This window comes from Flavobacterium sp. UW10123 (assembly GCF_040538975.1).
GTDB lineage: Bacteria > Bacteroidota > Bacteroidia > Flavobacteriales > Flavobacteriaceae > Flavobacterium.
Genome location: NZ_JBEWQE010000020.1, coordinates 84,301 through 99,392, shown reverse-complemented (window position 1 = coordinate 99,392; position 15,092 = coordinate 84,301). Strand labels below are relative to the sequence as shown.

The following is a 15,092-nucleotide window of genomic DNA, read 5'->3' as shown; positions in this document are numbered from 1 at the left end:
AAAATCTAAAATCTAAAATCTAAAATCTAAAATCTAAAATCTAAAATCTAAAATCTAAAATCTAAAATCTAAAATCTAAAATCTAAAATCTCAGCGAAGCACAACATCCTTCACAACCTCTCGCCCTAGCTCTTCATTAATCATCTTAACGATTTTATATTTTCCATGTGTTAATTCCTCGCGTAGAACCGAAGAACCTAACTCTACATAAAGCGTACTTCCTTTTAAAATCACATTTCTGGTATACGTATTTACACCATTTCCCATAAGCTGTCTCCAAGCCTCACGAACGTCAATTTGATCCATTCCAGGCTGTAATTTATTCACCTGAATAATTTGCTGTAAAACAGCTCCAATAGTAGATTCGTTATTTAGTCTTTTCGCCATCGTTCAAAAGATTTACTGGTCCAGCTTTTTTATAATGATATTCTATTTTTTGTGGATTTTTAACCACTAATTTGTCATCCGAAAGCGAAATAATCTCTTCGCTCCATTTTGTGTACTTCGTTTTATAATCTAGGAAAACCTGCTCGTCTGCAAAACGAACTGAAACATTCTCAAAAGTATCTGTTGTCAAGAAAGTTCCATCAAACTGTGGCATCACCTTCGTTCGAAGCCCTTTGTTATTCTTAATTTGAAAAAAATCAAAAGTTTCGTTCATTTTATACTCCTTCTCTTCACCTTTCTCAAAAACCACTTTTTCAATTTCCCAATAGCCATTCAATTTAACAATATCTGCTGGCTTTATTTCTTGTTTACAGCCTGCAACCAAAAGTGCAAAAAACAAAATCGCAAAAATGTTTTTCATAATAAAAATATTAAAAATTATTCTTTTTTCCTTTAAATGAAGTCGAAGATTTAGGAGCTGAATCCTGCTGTCCGCTGTATCTTTTGTTTTTTAAAGAAAAAAACAAAAGGATGCCGCTCCCATCAGGGCTAGGGCTCCCGTTTTCAAAAGAAATTTTCCTTGGACAACAAAGATAGCCTTATAATCATCAAAAGAAATACTTTCTGTCCTATTATTTTTTCATATAAAATCAACCCTATTTTATTACAATAATAACTTACAAAGACATAAATCATATTTATTTATATTGAATTTTGAATCATTTTTATCTTACAGAAAAAATGTCTTTACAAAAATTAAAAAACAAAACTCAAAACGTTTTGATTCACAGTTAGATACAATGAAAAAAATAGCAATTATACTTATTGGCATATTCTTTTTTAATTGCAATTATCCAAAAAAAGAAAATAAAATAGCTTTTAAAGAAGTGAAAAACAATATTAGTCTTAAAGATAGCACCACAATGCAAAAAAAAAATATTTGAAAGAAAATCTCCCACTGAACTCTTGCATAAAAATAATAAAAGCTAAGTTGGTGAAAAATCATTATTCAAATCACAAAGACATAGAAATAACTTATAAGAATTTGGGCAAGAAAAACATAAAAGCAATAAAATTTGAATGGTTTTGCCTAAACTCCTTTAATGAACCCGCACACGGAAGACACTTTTACGGCGAAGGGAGATTCAGAGAAAATTCTACTGAATTAATAAAATCTAACGAAACTAAAACTCAATATTGGGAAGATTTTTCAACAGATGCAAATGAAATTATTAAAACAAGAGCATATTATATTGTTTATCAAGATGGCACAATATGGGAATTAGTTGAAGACGATTTTTCTTTCAACAAAACCATTCAACAATAAATTCATTAGAGTTTAAGCTAAAGTATCTAATTTTTTCGTTGAAATTTAATTCCAACCGGACCAAGTGATATCTTTATGGTCTTACAAGAAAGAAGAAAACATGTGCTATTCTAAACAAAAAAATATCTATTATAAAAATGAGAGATACTGCAGATAATATAAATACAGCTTTATTTGATTTTGACAAAACCTTATCGGAGAAAATTAATGCTCCCTCATAATAAAGAAAGAGTTTTTAAACAAAAGTCATTAGATTTTTATTTAAAAACTCAAATATTTTAGGACAATATATAAGAAAACTAGCGGTTAGTTTTTATTCTTTTAAGAACTCCCAAAAAGAATAAAACAATTCCTAAAACCAGAAGACTATAATATACTGAGAGATTCTTATCCTTTAAAACATTTGCCAAAACAAAAGATAGTACACTGGCAAAGTAGAATGTTAAAGCTGATATGTTTTTCATTACAAATTATTTAAAGAAACTATCAACGAATTCATATTTATTAAAGACTTGCAAATCTTCAATTCCTTCGCCGACACCAATGTATTTAACTGGAATTTGAAATTGATCTGAAATACCAATTACAACTCCACCTTTTGCAGTTCCGTCCAATTTAGTTACCGCTAACGAAGTAACTTCTGTTGCTGCTGTAAATTGTTTCGCTTGTTCAAAAGCATTCTGTCCTGTTGATCCGTCTAAAACTAAAAGTACATCATGAGGTGCATCTGCTACCACTTTCTGCATTACGCGTTTTACTTTTGTAAGCTCATTCATCAAATTGATTTTATTATGAAGACGACCAGCTGTATCAATAATAACAACATCGGCATTTTGAGCAACCGCAGATTGCAATGTATCAAAAGCTACAGAAGCAGGATCACTTCCCATTTGCTGTCTTACAATTGGCACATTTACACGATCTGCCCAAACTTGCAATTGATCAATCGCAGCAGCACGAAAGGTATCTGCAGCACCTAAAACCACATTATGACCCGCTTTTTTAAATTGATAAGCCAATTTACCAATCGTAGTTGTTTTTCCAACTCCATTTACCCCAACAACCATCAAAACATATGGCTTTTTATCTTTCGGAACTTCAAATTCAGTTGCTTCACCAGTATTCGTTTCAGACAGCAAAGCCCCAATTTCATCACGAAGAATTTGATTTAATTCGTCAGTTCCTAAATATTTATCTTCAGCAACACGTTTTTCAATTCTTTCAATGATTTTTAATGTTGTATTTACCCCAACATCAGAACCTACCAGAACTTCTTCAAGATCATCCAAAACATCATCGTCAACTTTAGATTTTCCTGCAACTGCCTTGCTTAACTTCGAGAAAAAAGTAGTTTTTGTTTTTTCAAGACCTTTGTCTAAAGTCTCTTTTTTTTCGGTAGAGAATAATTTTTTAAAAAAACTCATTTTTTGTAGTTTATTAGATTATTAGATTTCTTGACAAGAAACCCAAATCTTTAAAGAAAGCGTAATTGTTTTTCTAAAAAGAGCCAATTCTTACGATTCTTTAAATTTTTAGACAAATATAGGTAATAAAAAAGCTACTTCCGAATGAAAGTAGCTTTTCTATATATTGTAATTGCAATTATTTCTTTTTCAAGAATTCATCAACTTCTTCAGGAGCCATAATAGATTCTACGAATGTATATGCACCAGTTTTAGGAGATTTTACCATTTTGATGGCTTTTGACAATCTCTTAGAAGCTGTTTGTAACGATGCTACGGTTTTCTTTGCCATGATTCAAATGTTATTTGAAGTTTTTCATAAAACTCGAAATGGCTAAACCATTTGAGATTTATAAAAATCTCTAATTATTACTTAATTTCTTTGTGAACAGTTACTCTTTTCAAAACTGGATTAAATTTTTTAATCTCTAATCTGTCTGGAGTATTTTTTTTGTTCTTAGTTGTAATATATCTAGAAGTTCCTGCAACACCAGAAGCTTTGTGCTCAGTACATTCTAAAATTACCTGGATTCTATTACCTTTCTTTGCCATCTTGCTATATATTTATTTAGGAAAAGATTATTTGATAAATCCTTCTGACTGCGCTTTTTTCAAAACTGCAGTGATTCCATTTTTATTAATTGTTTTTATCGTAGATGCTGCTACTCTAAGAGTAATCCATCTATCTTCTTCTGGAAGATAAAAACGCTTTTTAACTAAGTTTACAGAAAACTTTCTCTTAGTTTTGTTCATAGCGTGAGAAACGTTATTTCCTACCATCGCTCTTTTACCTGTAAGGTCACAAACTCTTGACATTATACTTATCTTTTATCGTTATTCAAAATCAGGGTGCAAAGAAAAGAAAAATAAACCATTGTAGCAAAAAATTATTGCACAAATTTTAAAATTTCTTTCTGTAATATTTCCAAACTCTTAACAGATGCCCTATCTATCACTTTTTCACGCGGTTGTCCGAAGTTAAATTCTTCTACAATTACTCCATCTGGTGTCGCCAAAGCGATAAAAACAGTACCAATTTCGGCATCAGAATCGCCTTTTGAAGGCCCTGCGTTACCCGTGGTTGCTAGCGCATAGTCGGTTTTCAGCAATCCTCTAACATTCAAAGCCATAACTGATGCGACCTCAGCACTAACTACTGAAAACTGATCTATCAAATCTTGTGCAACTCCCAAAACATTAACTTTGACCTCTGTTGCATAAGAAACAACGCTTCCTTTAAAATAGCTTGACGAACCCGGAACAGACGACAGCAACGAAGCAATTCTTCCTCCTGTACAACTTTCTGCAGTTGAGATTGTTTTATTTTGTTTAGAAAGCAATTTGCCAATTACGGTTTCGATAGTTTCATTTTCGTCGTAGCCCACAATTATATCGTGAATTATGGCGTCCAATGATTGCACATTACTTTCTATAGCCTCTTCTAATTCTTCCTTATTCGTTCCGCGAGCTGTCAGACGGAGACGAACTCGTCCTGGATTTGGCAGATAAGCCAATTTTATAAATTCAGGAAGATTGTTTTCCCATTGCTCAATACGTTCTGCAACTAAACTTTCGCCTTGTCCATAAGTTAGAATGGTTTTATGAATAATATAAGGGCGTTTGTATTCGCGAACGATTTTTGGAATTACTTCTTCTTCAACCAAATATTTCATTTCGTAAGGAACTCCTGGAAGCGAAATAAAAACCGTATTTTCTTTTTTCATCCACATTCCTGGCGCCGTCCCCACTTTATTATGCAACACCGTACAAGTTGACGGAACCAGAGCCTGATCTTTGTTCATTTGAGAAATTGGCCTTTTATAAAAACCTTCTATCAGTTCTGTAACGTGAGCTAAAACTTTTTGATCTACAACCAACTCGTCATTAAAATACTCACAGAATGTTTTCTTGGTAACGTCATCTTTTGTTGGACCTAGTCCACCTGTCACAATAACAACATCTACTCTGTTTTGCAATTGCGCAAAAGTGTCTAAAATATGTTTTTTATCATCGCTTATCGATAGCATTTCTGCTACTTCAACCCCAATTCTATCGAGTGATTTAGCAATAAAAGCCGAATTTGTATCTACGATTTGACCAATTAAGATTTCATCTCCAATAGTAATAATTGCTGCTTTCATATCAGTGAAATATTTTTGTGTCTCACATAAAGCAAGACTATGATTTATAAGTAGAAAATTTAGATTTTGTCTTGGAGGAAGGTATTGACAGCTTTTACAGACTATAAGCCGCTTACAAAATTTAAAAAATGATTTTGACTTATTCCTTAATTTAAAGAAATCAGGAATAAGACAAATTTTATATTAAAGATCAAAATCTTTCTTTATTTCTTTAATCGCTTCTTTTACTTGTACTTTAATACTCTTAAAAGTTTCGATAATATCTTTTTTCTTGCCCTCAGCTTTTGTCCATGCTTCTACTTGCAAGATTTCTTCAAAAGCCACATTTAATCCCATCAAATCTAATGTTGGCTTTATTTTATGAGCGTATGAATAGGCATATTTATGATCCTTCTTTTTAATTCCTTCTTTGATTTGTTTTAAATCTTCTGGAACTTCTGTAACAAATAAAGTTAAAATCTGATTTACAAATTCAGGATCGTTATCTGAAAGCGCATATACTTTCGAAAGGTTGTACTTTAAAGCCATTATTTTACTTGTATTCTGAATAATTTTTTATCTTCTAAAAAGCCTTCTAAAACATCATTTGGTTTTACAGCCGCCACACCTGCCGGTGTTCCTGTAAAAATAATATCTCCAATTTTTAAGGTAAAAAACTGAGATACATGAGAGATTAATTCATCAATCTTCCAAAGCATCATACTCGAGTTTCCTTTTTGAACTGTTTCTGAATTGCTTCTTAATTCAAAATTAAGATTTTCCATAGAAACAAAATCAGTTTTTTGTAAAAAATCTCCAATAACTGCCGAACCGTCAAATGCCTTGGCTTTTTCCCACGGAAGTCCTTTTTCTTTCAATTTACTTTGCAAATCTCGTGCTGTAAAATCGATTCCAACACTAATTTCATCGTAGTATTTATAAGCAAATTTAGGCTCAATATATTTTCCGACTTTATTAATCTTTACGATTATTTCAATTTCATGATGAACATCTTCTGAAAATTCAGGAATAACAAACGGATGCTGTTTCAGTAAAACAGCAGAATCAGGCTTCATAAAAACAACAGGCTCACTCGGACGCTCGTTTTTTAATTCTTCTATATGATTGGCATAATTCCTGCCGACACAAATGATTTTCATTCTTTTTTAAGTTGCTAAGATACTGAGATGCTAAGATGCTAAGATACTAAGAATCTAAAAAACTTAGAATCTCAGAACCTTAGCATCTTAGAAACTTATTTGGTATTTAATTTTCTTAATTTAATTGCTGTCAAAACTTTTTTAGTGTACAACGGAAAATCGGCATTTTGAATCCAACTGAAATATCCAGGTTCTGATTCTAAAACTTTTTCCACTTTTGCTCCTTTGTGTTTTCCAAAAGTAAAAATTTCTTCGTCATCTTGATCAAAAGCTATCATTCCAGCAAAATCGGCAATTTTCTTACGAGTTGTAAATTCTGATAAAGATTTCATGTCGTTTTCCAATTCCGGATAACGGTCTAACTGCGCTTTCAAGATTTCGTAAGTCGCCATTGTATCTGCCTCTGCCGAATGCGCATTATCTAAACTTTTTCCGCAATAAAACTTTAAAGCAGCACTTAAAGTGCGCTCCTCCATTTTATGAAAAATAGTCTGAACATCTACAGAAACTTTGTTTTTCATATCAAAATCGACTCCTGCGCGAAGCAATTCTTCTGCCAAAAGCGGAATATCGAAACGATCTGAATTAAATCCGCCCAAATCACTATCTTTAATCATATTGTGAATATGTGGCGCAAGTTCTGCAAAAGTAGGTTCGTTGGCCACTTTTTCATCAGTGATACCATGAACTGCAGTTGTTTGTGGAGGAATTGGAATTGTTGGATTAACCAGCCAGGTTTTACTTTCTTTGTTTCCGTTTGGAAAAACTTTGAATATTGAAATTTCTACGATTCTATCTTTACCGATATCAATTCCCGTTGTTTCGAGATCAAAAAAGCAAATTGGTTTGTTAAGTTTTAATTCCATTTCTAATTTTTATAAGTTTACAAATGTAATTTTTAAAGCGGAATATCTTCCCTTATTCTGATTTTTTTTGCCAAAAATTGCTTTCAATTATGCAATTTTAACTTTTGAAAAATAAGCACTTAATAAGTCTACGTATTACTGCTTAATTCTTTTCTTACAAAAGAAAAAATCCGACAGGTTTTAAACCTATCGGACTTGAATTTATTTTTAAATTGAATTTTAGAAATCTCTATCTACATCAAAAGCTTCTAAATATTCTGCCACTCTTTTCACAAAACTTCCTCCTAATGCACCATCTACAACTCTATGATCGTAAGAGTGCGATAAGAACATTTTCTGACGGATTCCGATAAAATCACCTTCTGGAGTTTCAATAACCGCAGGTACTTTACGAATTGCACCAAGCGCTAGAATTCCCACTTGTGGCTGATTGATAATTGGCGTTCCAAAAACACTTCCAAAAGTACCAACGTTTGTTACCGTATAAGTTCCGCCTTGCGTATCGTCTGGTTTTAGTTTTCCAGCTTTTGCACGGTTTCCTAAATCGTTAACCGCTTTTGCCATTCCAACCAAATTCAACTGATCTGCATTTTTAATTACAGGAACAATTAAATTTCCGTTTGGCAACGCTGCCGCCATTCCTAAATTGATATTTTTCTTTTTAATGATATAATCTCCGTCAACAGAAATGTTCATTCCAGGAAAATCTTTTAAAGCTTTTGCAACTGCTTCCATCATAATTGGAGTAAAAGTCAATTTCTCGCCTTCTCTTTTTTCGAAAGCTGTTTTTACTTTATCTCTCCATTTTACAATATTTGTAACATCTACTTCAATAAAAGATTGTACGTGAGCCGAAGTTTGAACCGAAGCTACCATGTAACCTGAAATCAGTTTACGCATTCTGTCCATTTCCACAATTTCGTCAGCACCATTTACAGAAACAGGAACTGCTTGCTGGCTTTTTTGAACAATTGGCTCAACTGCTTTTGGAGCTTCAACCTTTGGAGTTTCTACAACTACTTTCGGAGCCGCTTCTACCGCTTGAGGCGCTTGAACAGAACCTGATTTGCGATCTTCTACATATTTCAGAATATCTTCTTTCGTAACGCGTCCATCTTTTCCTGAACCTGCAATACTTTCAAGTTCATTTAAAGAAACACCCTCTTCTTTTGCAATATTTTTTACTAAAGGAGAAAAGAATTTATCTGATCCTGAAAAATCTTGAGACGTTACCGTTTCTTTAACCGATTCGATTGTTTTTTCGATTTCGGCAACTTCTGCAGGAGCGGCTGTTTCTTGAACTGTATTTACAGCTTCTGGAGCTGCTGTTTCTCCTCCTTCAGTTTCAATAATGGCAATAGTTTGCCCTACCTGCACTAAATCATCTTTACCAAACAATTGCTCAACTAAAATCCCTGACACTTCACTAGGCACTTCGCTGTCAACTTTATCTGTTGCAATTTCGAGTACGGCTTCATCAGCCTCAATTTTGTCTCCAACCTCTTTCAACCAGTTTGTAATGGTTGCTTCAGCGACACTTTCTCCCATTTTAGGAAGCTTTAATTCAAATCTTGCCATATTGTTAATCTAAAAGATGTTTTTGATTTTCAGATTGCGAAATTAATGAAAATTTTAAATATAAATTTCATTTAATATAATTTTTTACTCAATTTTCACGATTTGCCCTCTGTCATTCCTTGAATTACTCCCAATAATAAAACCCGTATTTTTGGGAAAAATTTTAAAAGTAACCCGCTTATCTTTAAGAGTTTCTATGATTTCGATACATTTTTTGAATGAAATATAGTGATTATCCAAAATGATCTCTGCCTTTTTACCCTTTAAAATCAGGCACGAATTTACCAATTTTTCTCCTTTGAAATTTAAAAAAGCAACTTTATTTTCCAAAATCGAAGCCAGTTTTTTAGCGAAATTCTCATTTTCGGAGTATAAAAAATAACTTTCTGGTAATGTGTTTTCTTTTGATTTTCCTTGAAACATTTTAGCTATTGAAAACAAAAAAGCACCGATTTGAATAAAGATACTAAAGAACTGCGATTTCTTAAAATGTTTCTGATAAAAGAAATTCATAGCTTCCTGAAAGCGCATCATATACTTTTCGTCTTTTATGGTACTTTCTCCTTTATAATGCAAAACTGTGGTTTCATGAAAGTAATAATTTGCTTTCTGCATTTGTAGAGCGCGATACGACAAATCGATATCGTCGGCATACATGAAGCAATTTTCATCAAAACCATTTAACGCTTCATAAACTTCTTTTTCTAAAAACATAAAAGCTCCAACCAGAATAGCTACTTTTCCGGTTTCATTTTCATCTAAATGCTGAGCGTAATATTGGTTGAAAAATTTTGTTTTGGGAAAGATTTTATACAATCCGAAAATCTTTGTAAAAGCTACCCAAGGTGTCGGAATACCGCGTTTGCTTTCTGGAAGAAATGCTCCAGTTCCATCAATCAGCTTACAGCCAATAATTCCGAGATTGTTTTGCCTTTCGGCGAAAGCCAGAATCTTTTCAAATGTATCTTCTGCAACAACCGTATCGGGATTTAAAATACAAATATACTTTCCTTTCGCTTGACGAACACCAATATTATTACCTTTTGGGAAACCAAAATTTTCTTTGTTTTCAATCAGTTTTACATCGGGAAATTTCTCTTTCATCATCAAAACACTTTCGTCTGATGAATTATTATCGACTACAATAATTTCTGCATCGATTGACGCGATTGCTTCCTGAACACTTAAAATGCATAGTTCGAGAAAGTAACGCACATTGTAATTTAAAATAACAACCGATAATTGCATGAAATATTGAGTCTGTAGATTTTGGCCGAAGTTAGAAATTTTCTGATAACCCCAAACGCAGTGACCAATCGTTTTTACTGATTCCGTAATCTAGAGCTAGATTACTGCCATTACGTTTGTTCCATTTAATGCGAATTCCAGTTCCGACTGCAGGATCCCATTTTTTAAATTCGTAAGTATCAAGTTTGGAAACTGAAGAAACATTAGTAAAAAAAACAGCACCAAAAAATCCGTTGCGACTAATATCGGTTCTATATTCGGTTTCAAAATAAATTAAAGCGTTGCTTCTGTATCTATTTTTAGTAAAACCGCGACCCGTTTTTCCTTCGCGATCCCAACCAATACTTGGCAAATCCAAATAATGGGGTTTCCCTCCAAAAGTAGACCAAAAAAATGCTCTAGAAGCCCAAACTCTATGTTTGGTTTTACTAAAAGAATGATATTTTCTGGCATCAAAATATATAGACTGCCACTTATCTCCTTCCACTCCGCTGGTATTGAGCCGCAAATCGGCTTCGACATACAAACCTTGCTCTGGATTGATAATATTTTCTCTCGAATCGTACAAACCCTGAATTGCAAATCCAAACGAAGTCTCGTCTGAATAATCGCCATTCATATATTTGTAATAATCCGTTTCTCCTTCTATATAAGATTCTTCAGAAATATTTTTATAATTATCAAAAAGAAAACCAACCCCTAAACGATAGTTTCCTACAACCTGCCTCGTAATAAACTGATAAAAACGCCATTGCTGATAATCTAGCGTTGACATTTCTTCTTTAGAATTATCCTCTCCTAACCCATAAGTATCTTGAGGATAAATCATATAGCGATAATCTCCGATAAGATTCCATTTATTGTCTTTTGTATAAATATAAGACTGAATTGGAAACACAAATTGTTTGCTGAAACTAAAATAAGGCGAAAAGGTAATTTGTGACATTTTGGTTTTCTCTGAGTCACCTAAATTAAAAGTAGTCAGAAAAGAGACGACCAAACCTTCTCCAGAATTATTGCCAACAGGAACCGGCAATAATGAAAAAGCTAGTTTTCTTTTTCTTTCTGGCCGAATAGTATCTTTTTTGTCAAAAATTTTATGAATAACATCTAAGATATCTCTTTTCTCCACAGCCGTGCTATCATTTTGAGCGTGACAAAACGATCCAACCAAAAATAAAACTAAAAGGTATTTAATTTTTAAACTATTCACGCACAATATTTTAAAAACCCATTCTTACAAATTTAAAATTTTATTAAGAATAACGGTTAATTTTATGCTTGAAAGTTTTTTAGTCACGGTTTTTAGTTTTCAGTCGCAGTTTTCAGTCTCAGTTTACAAACTGAAAACTAAATCTTAAAGATGCAGTTGAATCTTATATCGGTTCAAAATTTTCATTACAAAAAGCATAATCGTAGAAAAGATCAAAGACCAGATAATTCCTGGAACTCCTTCTGTAAAATATTCTGGCAGAATATGAAGATTAAGCGCTTTATTGAAATAAAAAATAACGCCTGGCAAAATATAAATCAATAACGGATTTGCGGCAGCAGGCATAAAAAACTCACTCCATTTGGTTTGCTTTTTAACCTCCATAAGCCAATACAGAAAATAGAAAAGAACTGTACAAATTGCCGCTGAAAACATTGTCCAAGATGGCGTTCCTTTTATTTTTGAAATTCCAAAATACGGACGAAGCAAGATTGCTGTAATCGTAAATAAAACAATAAAGCCGATTACTGCCCAATTGATTTTGGAACTGATTTTTCGATCAAAAAACAATAACGAGATTATTATTCCCGCCGAAGTCAGAGAAACATGCGTAAGATGCCCAGCAATAAAACTTAACCAAGAAGTGCTTTGAACAAAAGAGTTTTCGATTAAGTTCAGAGAATTCATCGCGACGGCAAAAACTAAAAAAGCAATCATTGCCCATAAATTCCCAGAAACCAGCCAATAATAAATTACTGTAAAAAGATACGCCCAACCTATTAGCCCAAGAATTCCCCACCATTTTGGCGTCATTCCGCGATCTCCAGTATCTTGAACATATATAAAATAAAGCGCAATGAGAACTAAAATCCCACCATATTGAAGCACATTTTTTAACCAAACAGAAAAATCTTTTGGGTATTTATTCCAAATCGGAATTGGCATTGTGTACGCTAAAAGTCCCCAAAACGCAGGCGTAATAATCATTTTGGCTGCATCATAGCCATATTCTGCATTTACCATAAAAACACCAATTACGATAAGTGCAATCGCTCTTTTTAAAGTATGTGTCCAGATTGTTTTCGGACTGTCTCCTTTTATAAGTCGCGCATTAAAAGCAAACGGAATAGACATTCCGACAATAAATAAAAAAGCTGGAAAAACCAAGTCAACAAAAGTCATTGCATCTGCATCAGCGGGCATATGTTTCATCCATTGCGGTACATTTTTAATACTTGCAAGTTCGTTTACAAAAATCATTACAAAAATGGTAATTCCACGTAACGCATCAATAGAAATAATACGCTGATTAAACAAATTCTCTTTTATTTTCATAATTTTTTACTTTTTTACTAAAAATCAAATATAGTATAATTCTAAAATGTCTTATTACAAATTCTAGATTAATTTTGCGCGTTATAAAACTGATTTATACATTTTTGTTACATGTTATCATTCCTCAAATCAAAACCCGCATTAAAGGAACTGCTTGACGGCAGTTTTGTAGATATTCATTCTCATATTTTACCTGGAATTGATGATGGAGCAAAAAACATGACAAAATCAATTGAATTGGTGCCGGCTTTACAAAAGCTTGGAGTTTCTCAAATGGTAACAACGCCGCATATTAACCATTATATTTGGAATAATTCTCCTGAAATTATTCAGTCTAAACTTCAAGAAACTCAAAAGGAATTAGAAGAAAATAAAATTAAAATGCCTGTTCAAGCTGCCGCAGAATATTTTATTGACAGCTGGTTCGAAAATCATTTCAAAGAAGAAAAATTGCTGACTTTAAAAGACAATTATGTTTTGGTGGAAATGTCTTATTTAAATGCTCCGTTAAACATTTACAAAACGATTTTTGAGATACAAGTTGCGGGTTATATTCCAGTTTTGGCACATCCAGAACGATATGTTTTTTATCACAATAGATTTTCCGAATATGAAAAATTGAAAAATGCGGGCTGTCTTTTTCAGCTGAATCTGCTTTCTACTGTAGAATATTATGGCTCTCAAATCGCTAAAATTGCCAATGACCTTTTAGCAAAAGGAATGTATGATTTTTGCGGAACCGATGTTCATCATAAAAAACACATCGAGGCTTTTGAAAACAAAATAAAAATTAAAAACCTTGCTCCTTTAAAAGAAGTTATTACCAATAATCAGTTTTTTAAATTCTGAGAAACCTTAATAAGCGTTTTCTTCACCTTTAAAAATATTGATAATAGTCTTTACAATAATTTTAATGTCAAGCAGAAAACTCCAGTTTTCGATATACCAAATATCATATTCCACTCTGTTTTCCATATCGCTTAAGACTTTTGTTTCTCCCCTAAAACCATTTACCTGCGCCCAGCCTGTAATTCCTGGTTTAGCATATTGTCGCACCAAATAATTATTGATAAGATCGCTATATTCTTTTGCGAGATTAACCATATGAGGTCTAGGCCCTACAACAGACATATCCCCAAGAAAAACATTAAAAAATTGTGGCAGTTCGTCTATACTTGTTTTACGAATAAAAGCTCCAAATTTGGTAATTCGGCTGTCGCCTTTCTCTGCTTGTTTATTATGGGCCATACCATTTACGTACATACTCCTAAACTTTATGCACATAAATGATCTATTGTCTCTTCCCGATCTTTCCTGCTTAAAAAAAACAGGCCCAGGCGATTCCAATTTTATAATGAGCATAATAATCGGGAACAGCCATGGAAACACGAGTAAAATGACTAGACTCGAAAAACAAATATCAAAAGCCTTTTTTAAAAGCCTGTTGGATGCAGATTCTAAAGGTTCTGGACGAAACATTAAAACTGGCGTATTTTCGTAAAAAGCTACTTCTACTTTGCTTGCTTTTGTATAAAGCTGAAAATCGGGAATGAATTTGATACGAATCATATTTTGTTCACAAATTCTAGTCAATTCATTAATGATTTCGATATTGTCAATATGCAGCGCCACATATATTTCGTCAATTTTTTTGTCAATAGCAAACTTTTCAATGTCATGGAATTTTCCAATAATCAAATCTGAATCAACATCTTGATTGTTATTTGTTTCATCAAAAAAACCTAAAAAACGATATCCGAAGGTTAAATCCTTTGCAAGCACTTTTCGAATTTTTTCACCCGATTTATTGGCTCCTACTATTATAAAAGTTTTAAAATTATATCCTTTTGCGCGAACATATTTTAAAAGCTTCATTGACAAATAGCGCGAAATCATCAGCAATCCAAAAAATATCAGATAAAAATAAACCAAGCGAAGTCTTGAAATATCAACGTATTTTAAGTAAACGACAAATATTGACACTAACGCCGCATGAATAGAAATCTTTTTGATTGTTCTCCACAAGATCGATTCTATTGGCTCTACCCTCACGCTTCTATTGGAATCTTTTTGGAGCAGTAAAGCAACCCATATTAAGATCGCTAAAAGCGAAATGGTTCTTTCGTCTTTAGACAATAGTTTGTCTAAATTGCCGAACCTAGCCAGTGCAGAAAGAATCGTCGCAAGATTTAATAATACAATATCAACTACCACAAACAAAAGTTTGTAATAACGTGAAATTCGGTAATGTGATAATTTTTGTAAAATTTTCATCGTGAGGCCTCGTTTTATCCAAAAGAATAAAAAAAAACTTTTATACTTAAAGCGATGCAAAATAACACTTAAATTATATTTTTTTAATACTTATTTCTTTCTATTATTTAAAACTTTACTT

17 protein-coding genes are annotated in these 15,092 nt (G+C 32.8%); 2 read left to right on the top strand and 15 right to left on the bottom strand.

Going from position 1 to position 15,092, the window contains the following annotated elements; genetic code table 11:
• Positions 1-90: 90 nt before the first annotated feature.
• Positions 91-387 (bottom strand): DciA family protein, encoded by a 297-nt coding sequence (locus ABXT06_RS20440; protein WP_354592395.1) that lies wholly within the window; start codon positions 385-387, stop codon positions 91-93.
• Entirely contained in the window at positions 368-808 is a 441-nt protein-coding gene (locus tag ABXT06_RS20435) for a lipocalin family protein (RefSeq protein WP_354592394.1), read from the bottom strand. The genes ABXT06_RS20440 and ABXT06_RS20435 overlap by 20 nt, the downstream gene beginning before the upstream one ends.
• Before the next feature lie 519 nt (positions 809-1,327).
• On the opposite strand from ABXT06_RS20435, the gene ABXT06_RS20430 reads away from it, so the two are divergent.
• Positions 1,328-1,714, top strand: coding sequence for a hypothetical protein (locus tag ABXT06_RS20430; protein WP_354592393.1), 387 nt, complete (start codon positions 1,328-1,330; stop codon positions 1,712-1,714).
• A gap of 470 nt (positions 1,715-2,184) precedes the next feature.
• On the opposite strand, the gene ftsY is transcribed toward ABXT06_RS20430, so the two are convergent.
• The 12 genes from ftsY to ABXT06_RS20370 form a co-directional block, all read right to left on the bottom strand.
• The gene (gene ftsY, locus ABXT06_RS20425; RefSeq protein ID WP_354592392.1) at positions 2,185-3,138 is read right to left on the bottom strand and encodes a signal recognition particle-docking protein FtsY; all 954 of its coding nucleotides are present in this window, start codon (positions 3,136-3,138) and stop codon (positions 2,185-2,187) included.
• Positions 3,139-3,316: 178 nt separating this feature from the next.
• Positions 3,317-3,469, bottom strand: coding sequence for a DUF4295 domain-containing protein (locus ABXT06_RS20420; protein ID WP_070261881.1), 153 nt, complete (start codon positions 3,467-3,469; stop codon positions 3,317-3,319).
• A gap of 77 nt (positions 3,470-3,546) precedes the next feature.
• Complete coding sequence (gene rpmG, locus ABXT06_RS20415; RefSeq protein ID WP_011963553.1) at positions 3,547-3,729, bottom strand: 50S ribosomal protein L33; 183 nt, start codon at positions 3,727-3,729, stop codon at positions 3,547-3,549.
• Between the two features lie 27 nt (positions 3,730-3,756).
• On the bottom strand, positions 3,757-3,993 hold the full coding sequence (gene rpmB, locus ABXT06_RS20410; RefSeq protein ID WP_008468080.1) for a 50S ribosomal protein L28: 237 nt from the start codon (positions 3,991-3,993) through the stop codon (positions 3,757-3,759).
• A 71-nt stretch (positions 3,994-4,064) separates the two neighbouring features.
• On the bottom strand, positions 4,065-5,318 hold the full coding sequence (locus ABXT06_RS20405) for a competence/damage-inducible protein A (protein ID WP_354592391.1): 1,254 nt from the start codon (positions 5,316-5,318) through the stop codon (positions 4,065-4,067).
• 183 nt (positions 5,319-5,501) lie between these two features.
• Positions 5,502-5,846, bottom strand: coding sequence for an Hpt domain-containing protein (locus ABXT06_RS20400; RefSeq protein WP_008468078.1), 345 nt, complete (start codon positions 5,844-5,846; stop codon positions 5,502-5,504).
• On the bottom strand, positions 5,846-6,457 hold the full coding sequence (locus ABXT06_RS20395; protein ID WP_354592390.1) for a fumarylacetoacetate hydrolase family protein: 612 nt from the start codon (positions 6,455-6,457) through the stop codon (positions 5,846-5,848). The genes ABXT06_RS20400 and ABXT06_RS20395 overlap by 1 nt, the downstream gene beginning before the upstream one ends.
• 95 nt (positions 6,458-6,552) lie before the next feature.
• The gene (locus tag ABXT06_RS20390) at positions 6,553-7,323 is read right to left on the bottom strand and encodes an exonuclease domain-containing protein (RefSeq protein WP_354592389.1); all 771 of its coding nucleotides are present in this window, start codon (positions 7,321-7,323) and stop codon (positions 6,553-6,555) included.
• Between the two features lie 219 nt (positions 7,324-7,542).
• On the bottom strand, positions 7,543-8,901 hold the full coding sequence (locus tag ABXT06_RS20385; RefSeq protein WP_354592388.1) for a dihydrolipoamide acetyltransferase family protein: 1,359 nt from the start codon (positions 8,899-8,901) through the stop codon (positions 7,543-7,545).
• 84 nt (positions 8,902-8,985) lie between these two features.
• Positions 8,986-10,149, bottom strand: coding sequence for a glycosyltransferase family 2 protein (locus ABXT06_RS20380; RefSeq protein WP_354592387.1), 1,164 nt, complete (start codon positions 10,147-10,149; stop codon positions 8,986-8,988).
• 31 nt (positions 10,150-10,180) lie between these two features.
• Entirely contained in the window at positions 10,181-11,362 is a 1,182-nt protein-coding gene (locus tag ABXT06_RS20375; protein ID WP_354592386.1) for a BamA/TamA family outer membrane protein, read from the bottom strand.
• A 144-nt stretch (positions 11,363-11,506) separates the two neighbouring features.
• Complete coding sequence (locus ABXT06_RS20370) at positions 11,507-12,697, bottom strand: DUF5009 domain-containing protein (protein WP_354592385.1); 1,191 nt, start codon at positions 12,695-12,697, stop codon at positions 11,507-11,509.
• Positions 12,698-12,808: 111 nt separating this feature from the next.
• Here ABXT06_RS20370 and ABXT06_RS20365 point away from each other — a divergent pair, with 111 nt between their 5' ends.
• Positions 12,809-13,546 (top strand): tyrosine-protein phosphatase, encoded by a 738-nt coding sequence (locus tag ABXT06_RS20365; protein WP_354592384.1) that lies wholly within the window; start codon positions 12,809-12,811, stop codon positions 13,544-13,546.
• Between the two features lie 6 nt (positions 13,547-13,552).
• On the opposite strand, the gene ABXT06_RS20360 is transcribed toward ABXT06_RS20365, so the two are convergent.
• Positions 13,553-14,971 (bottom strand): undecaprenyl-phosphate glucose phosphotransferase, encoded by a 1,419-nt coding sequence (locus tag ABXT06_RS20360; RefSeq protein ID WP_354592383.1) that lies wholly within the window; start codon positions 14,969-14,971, stop codon positions 13,553-13,555.
• Between the last annotated feature and the right edge of the window lie 121 nt (positions 14,972-15,092).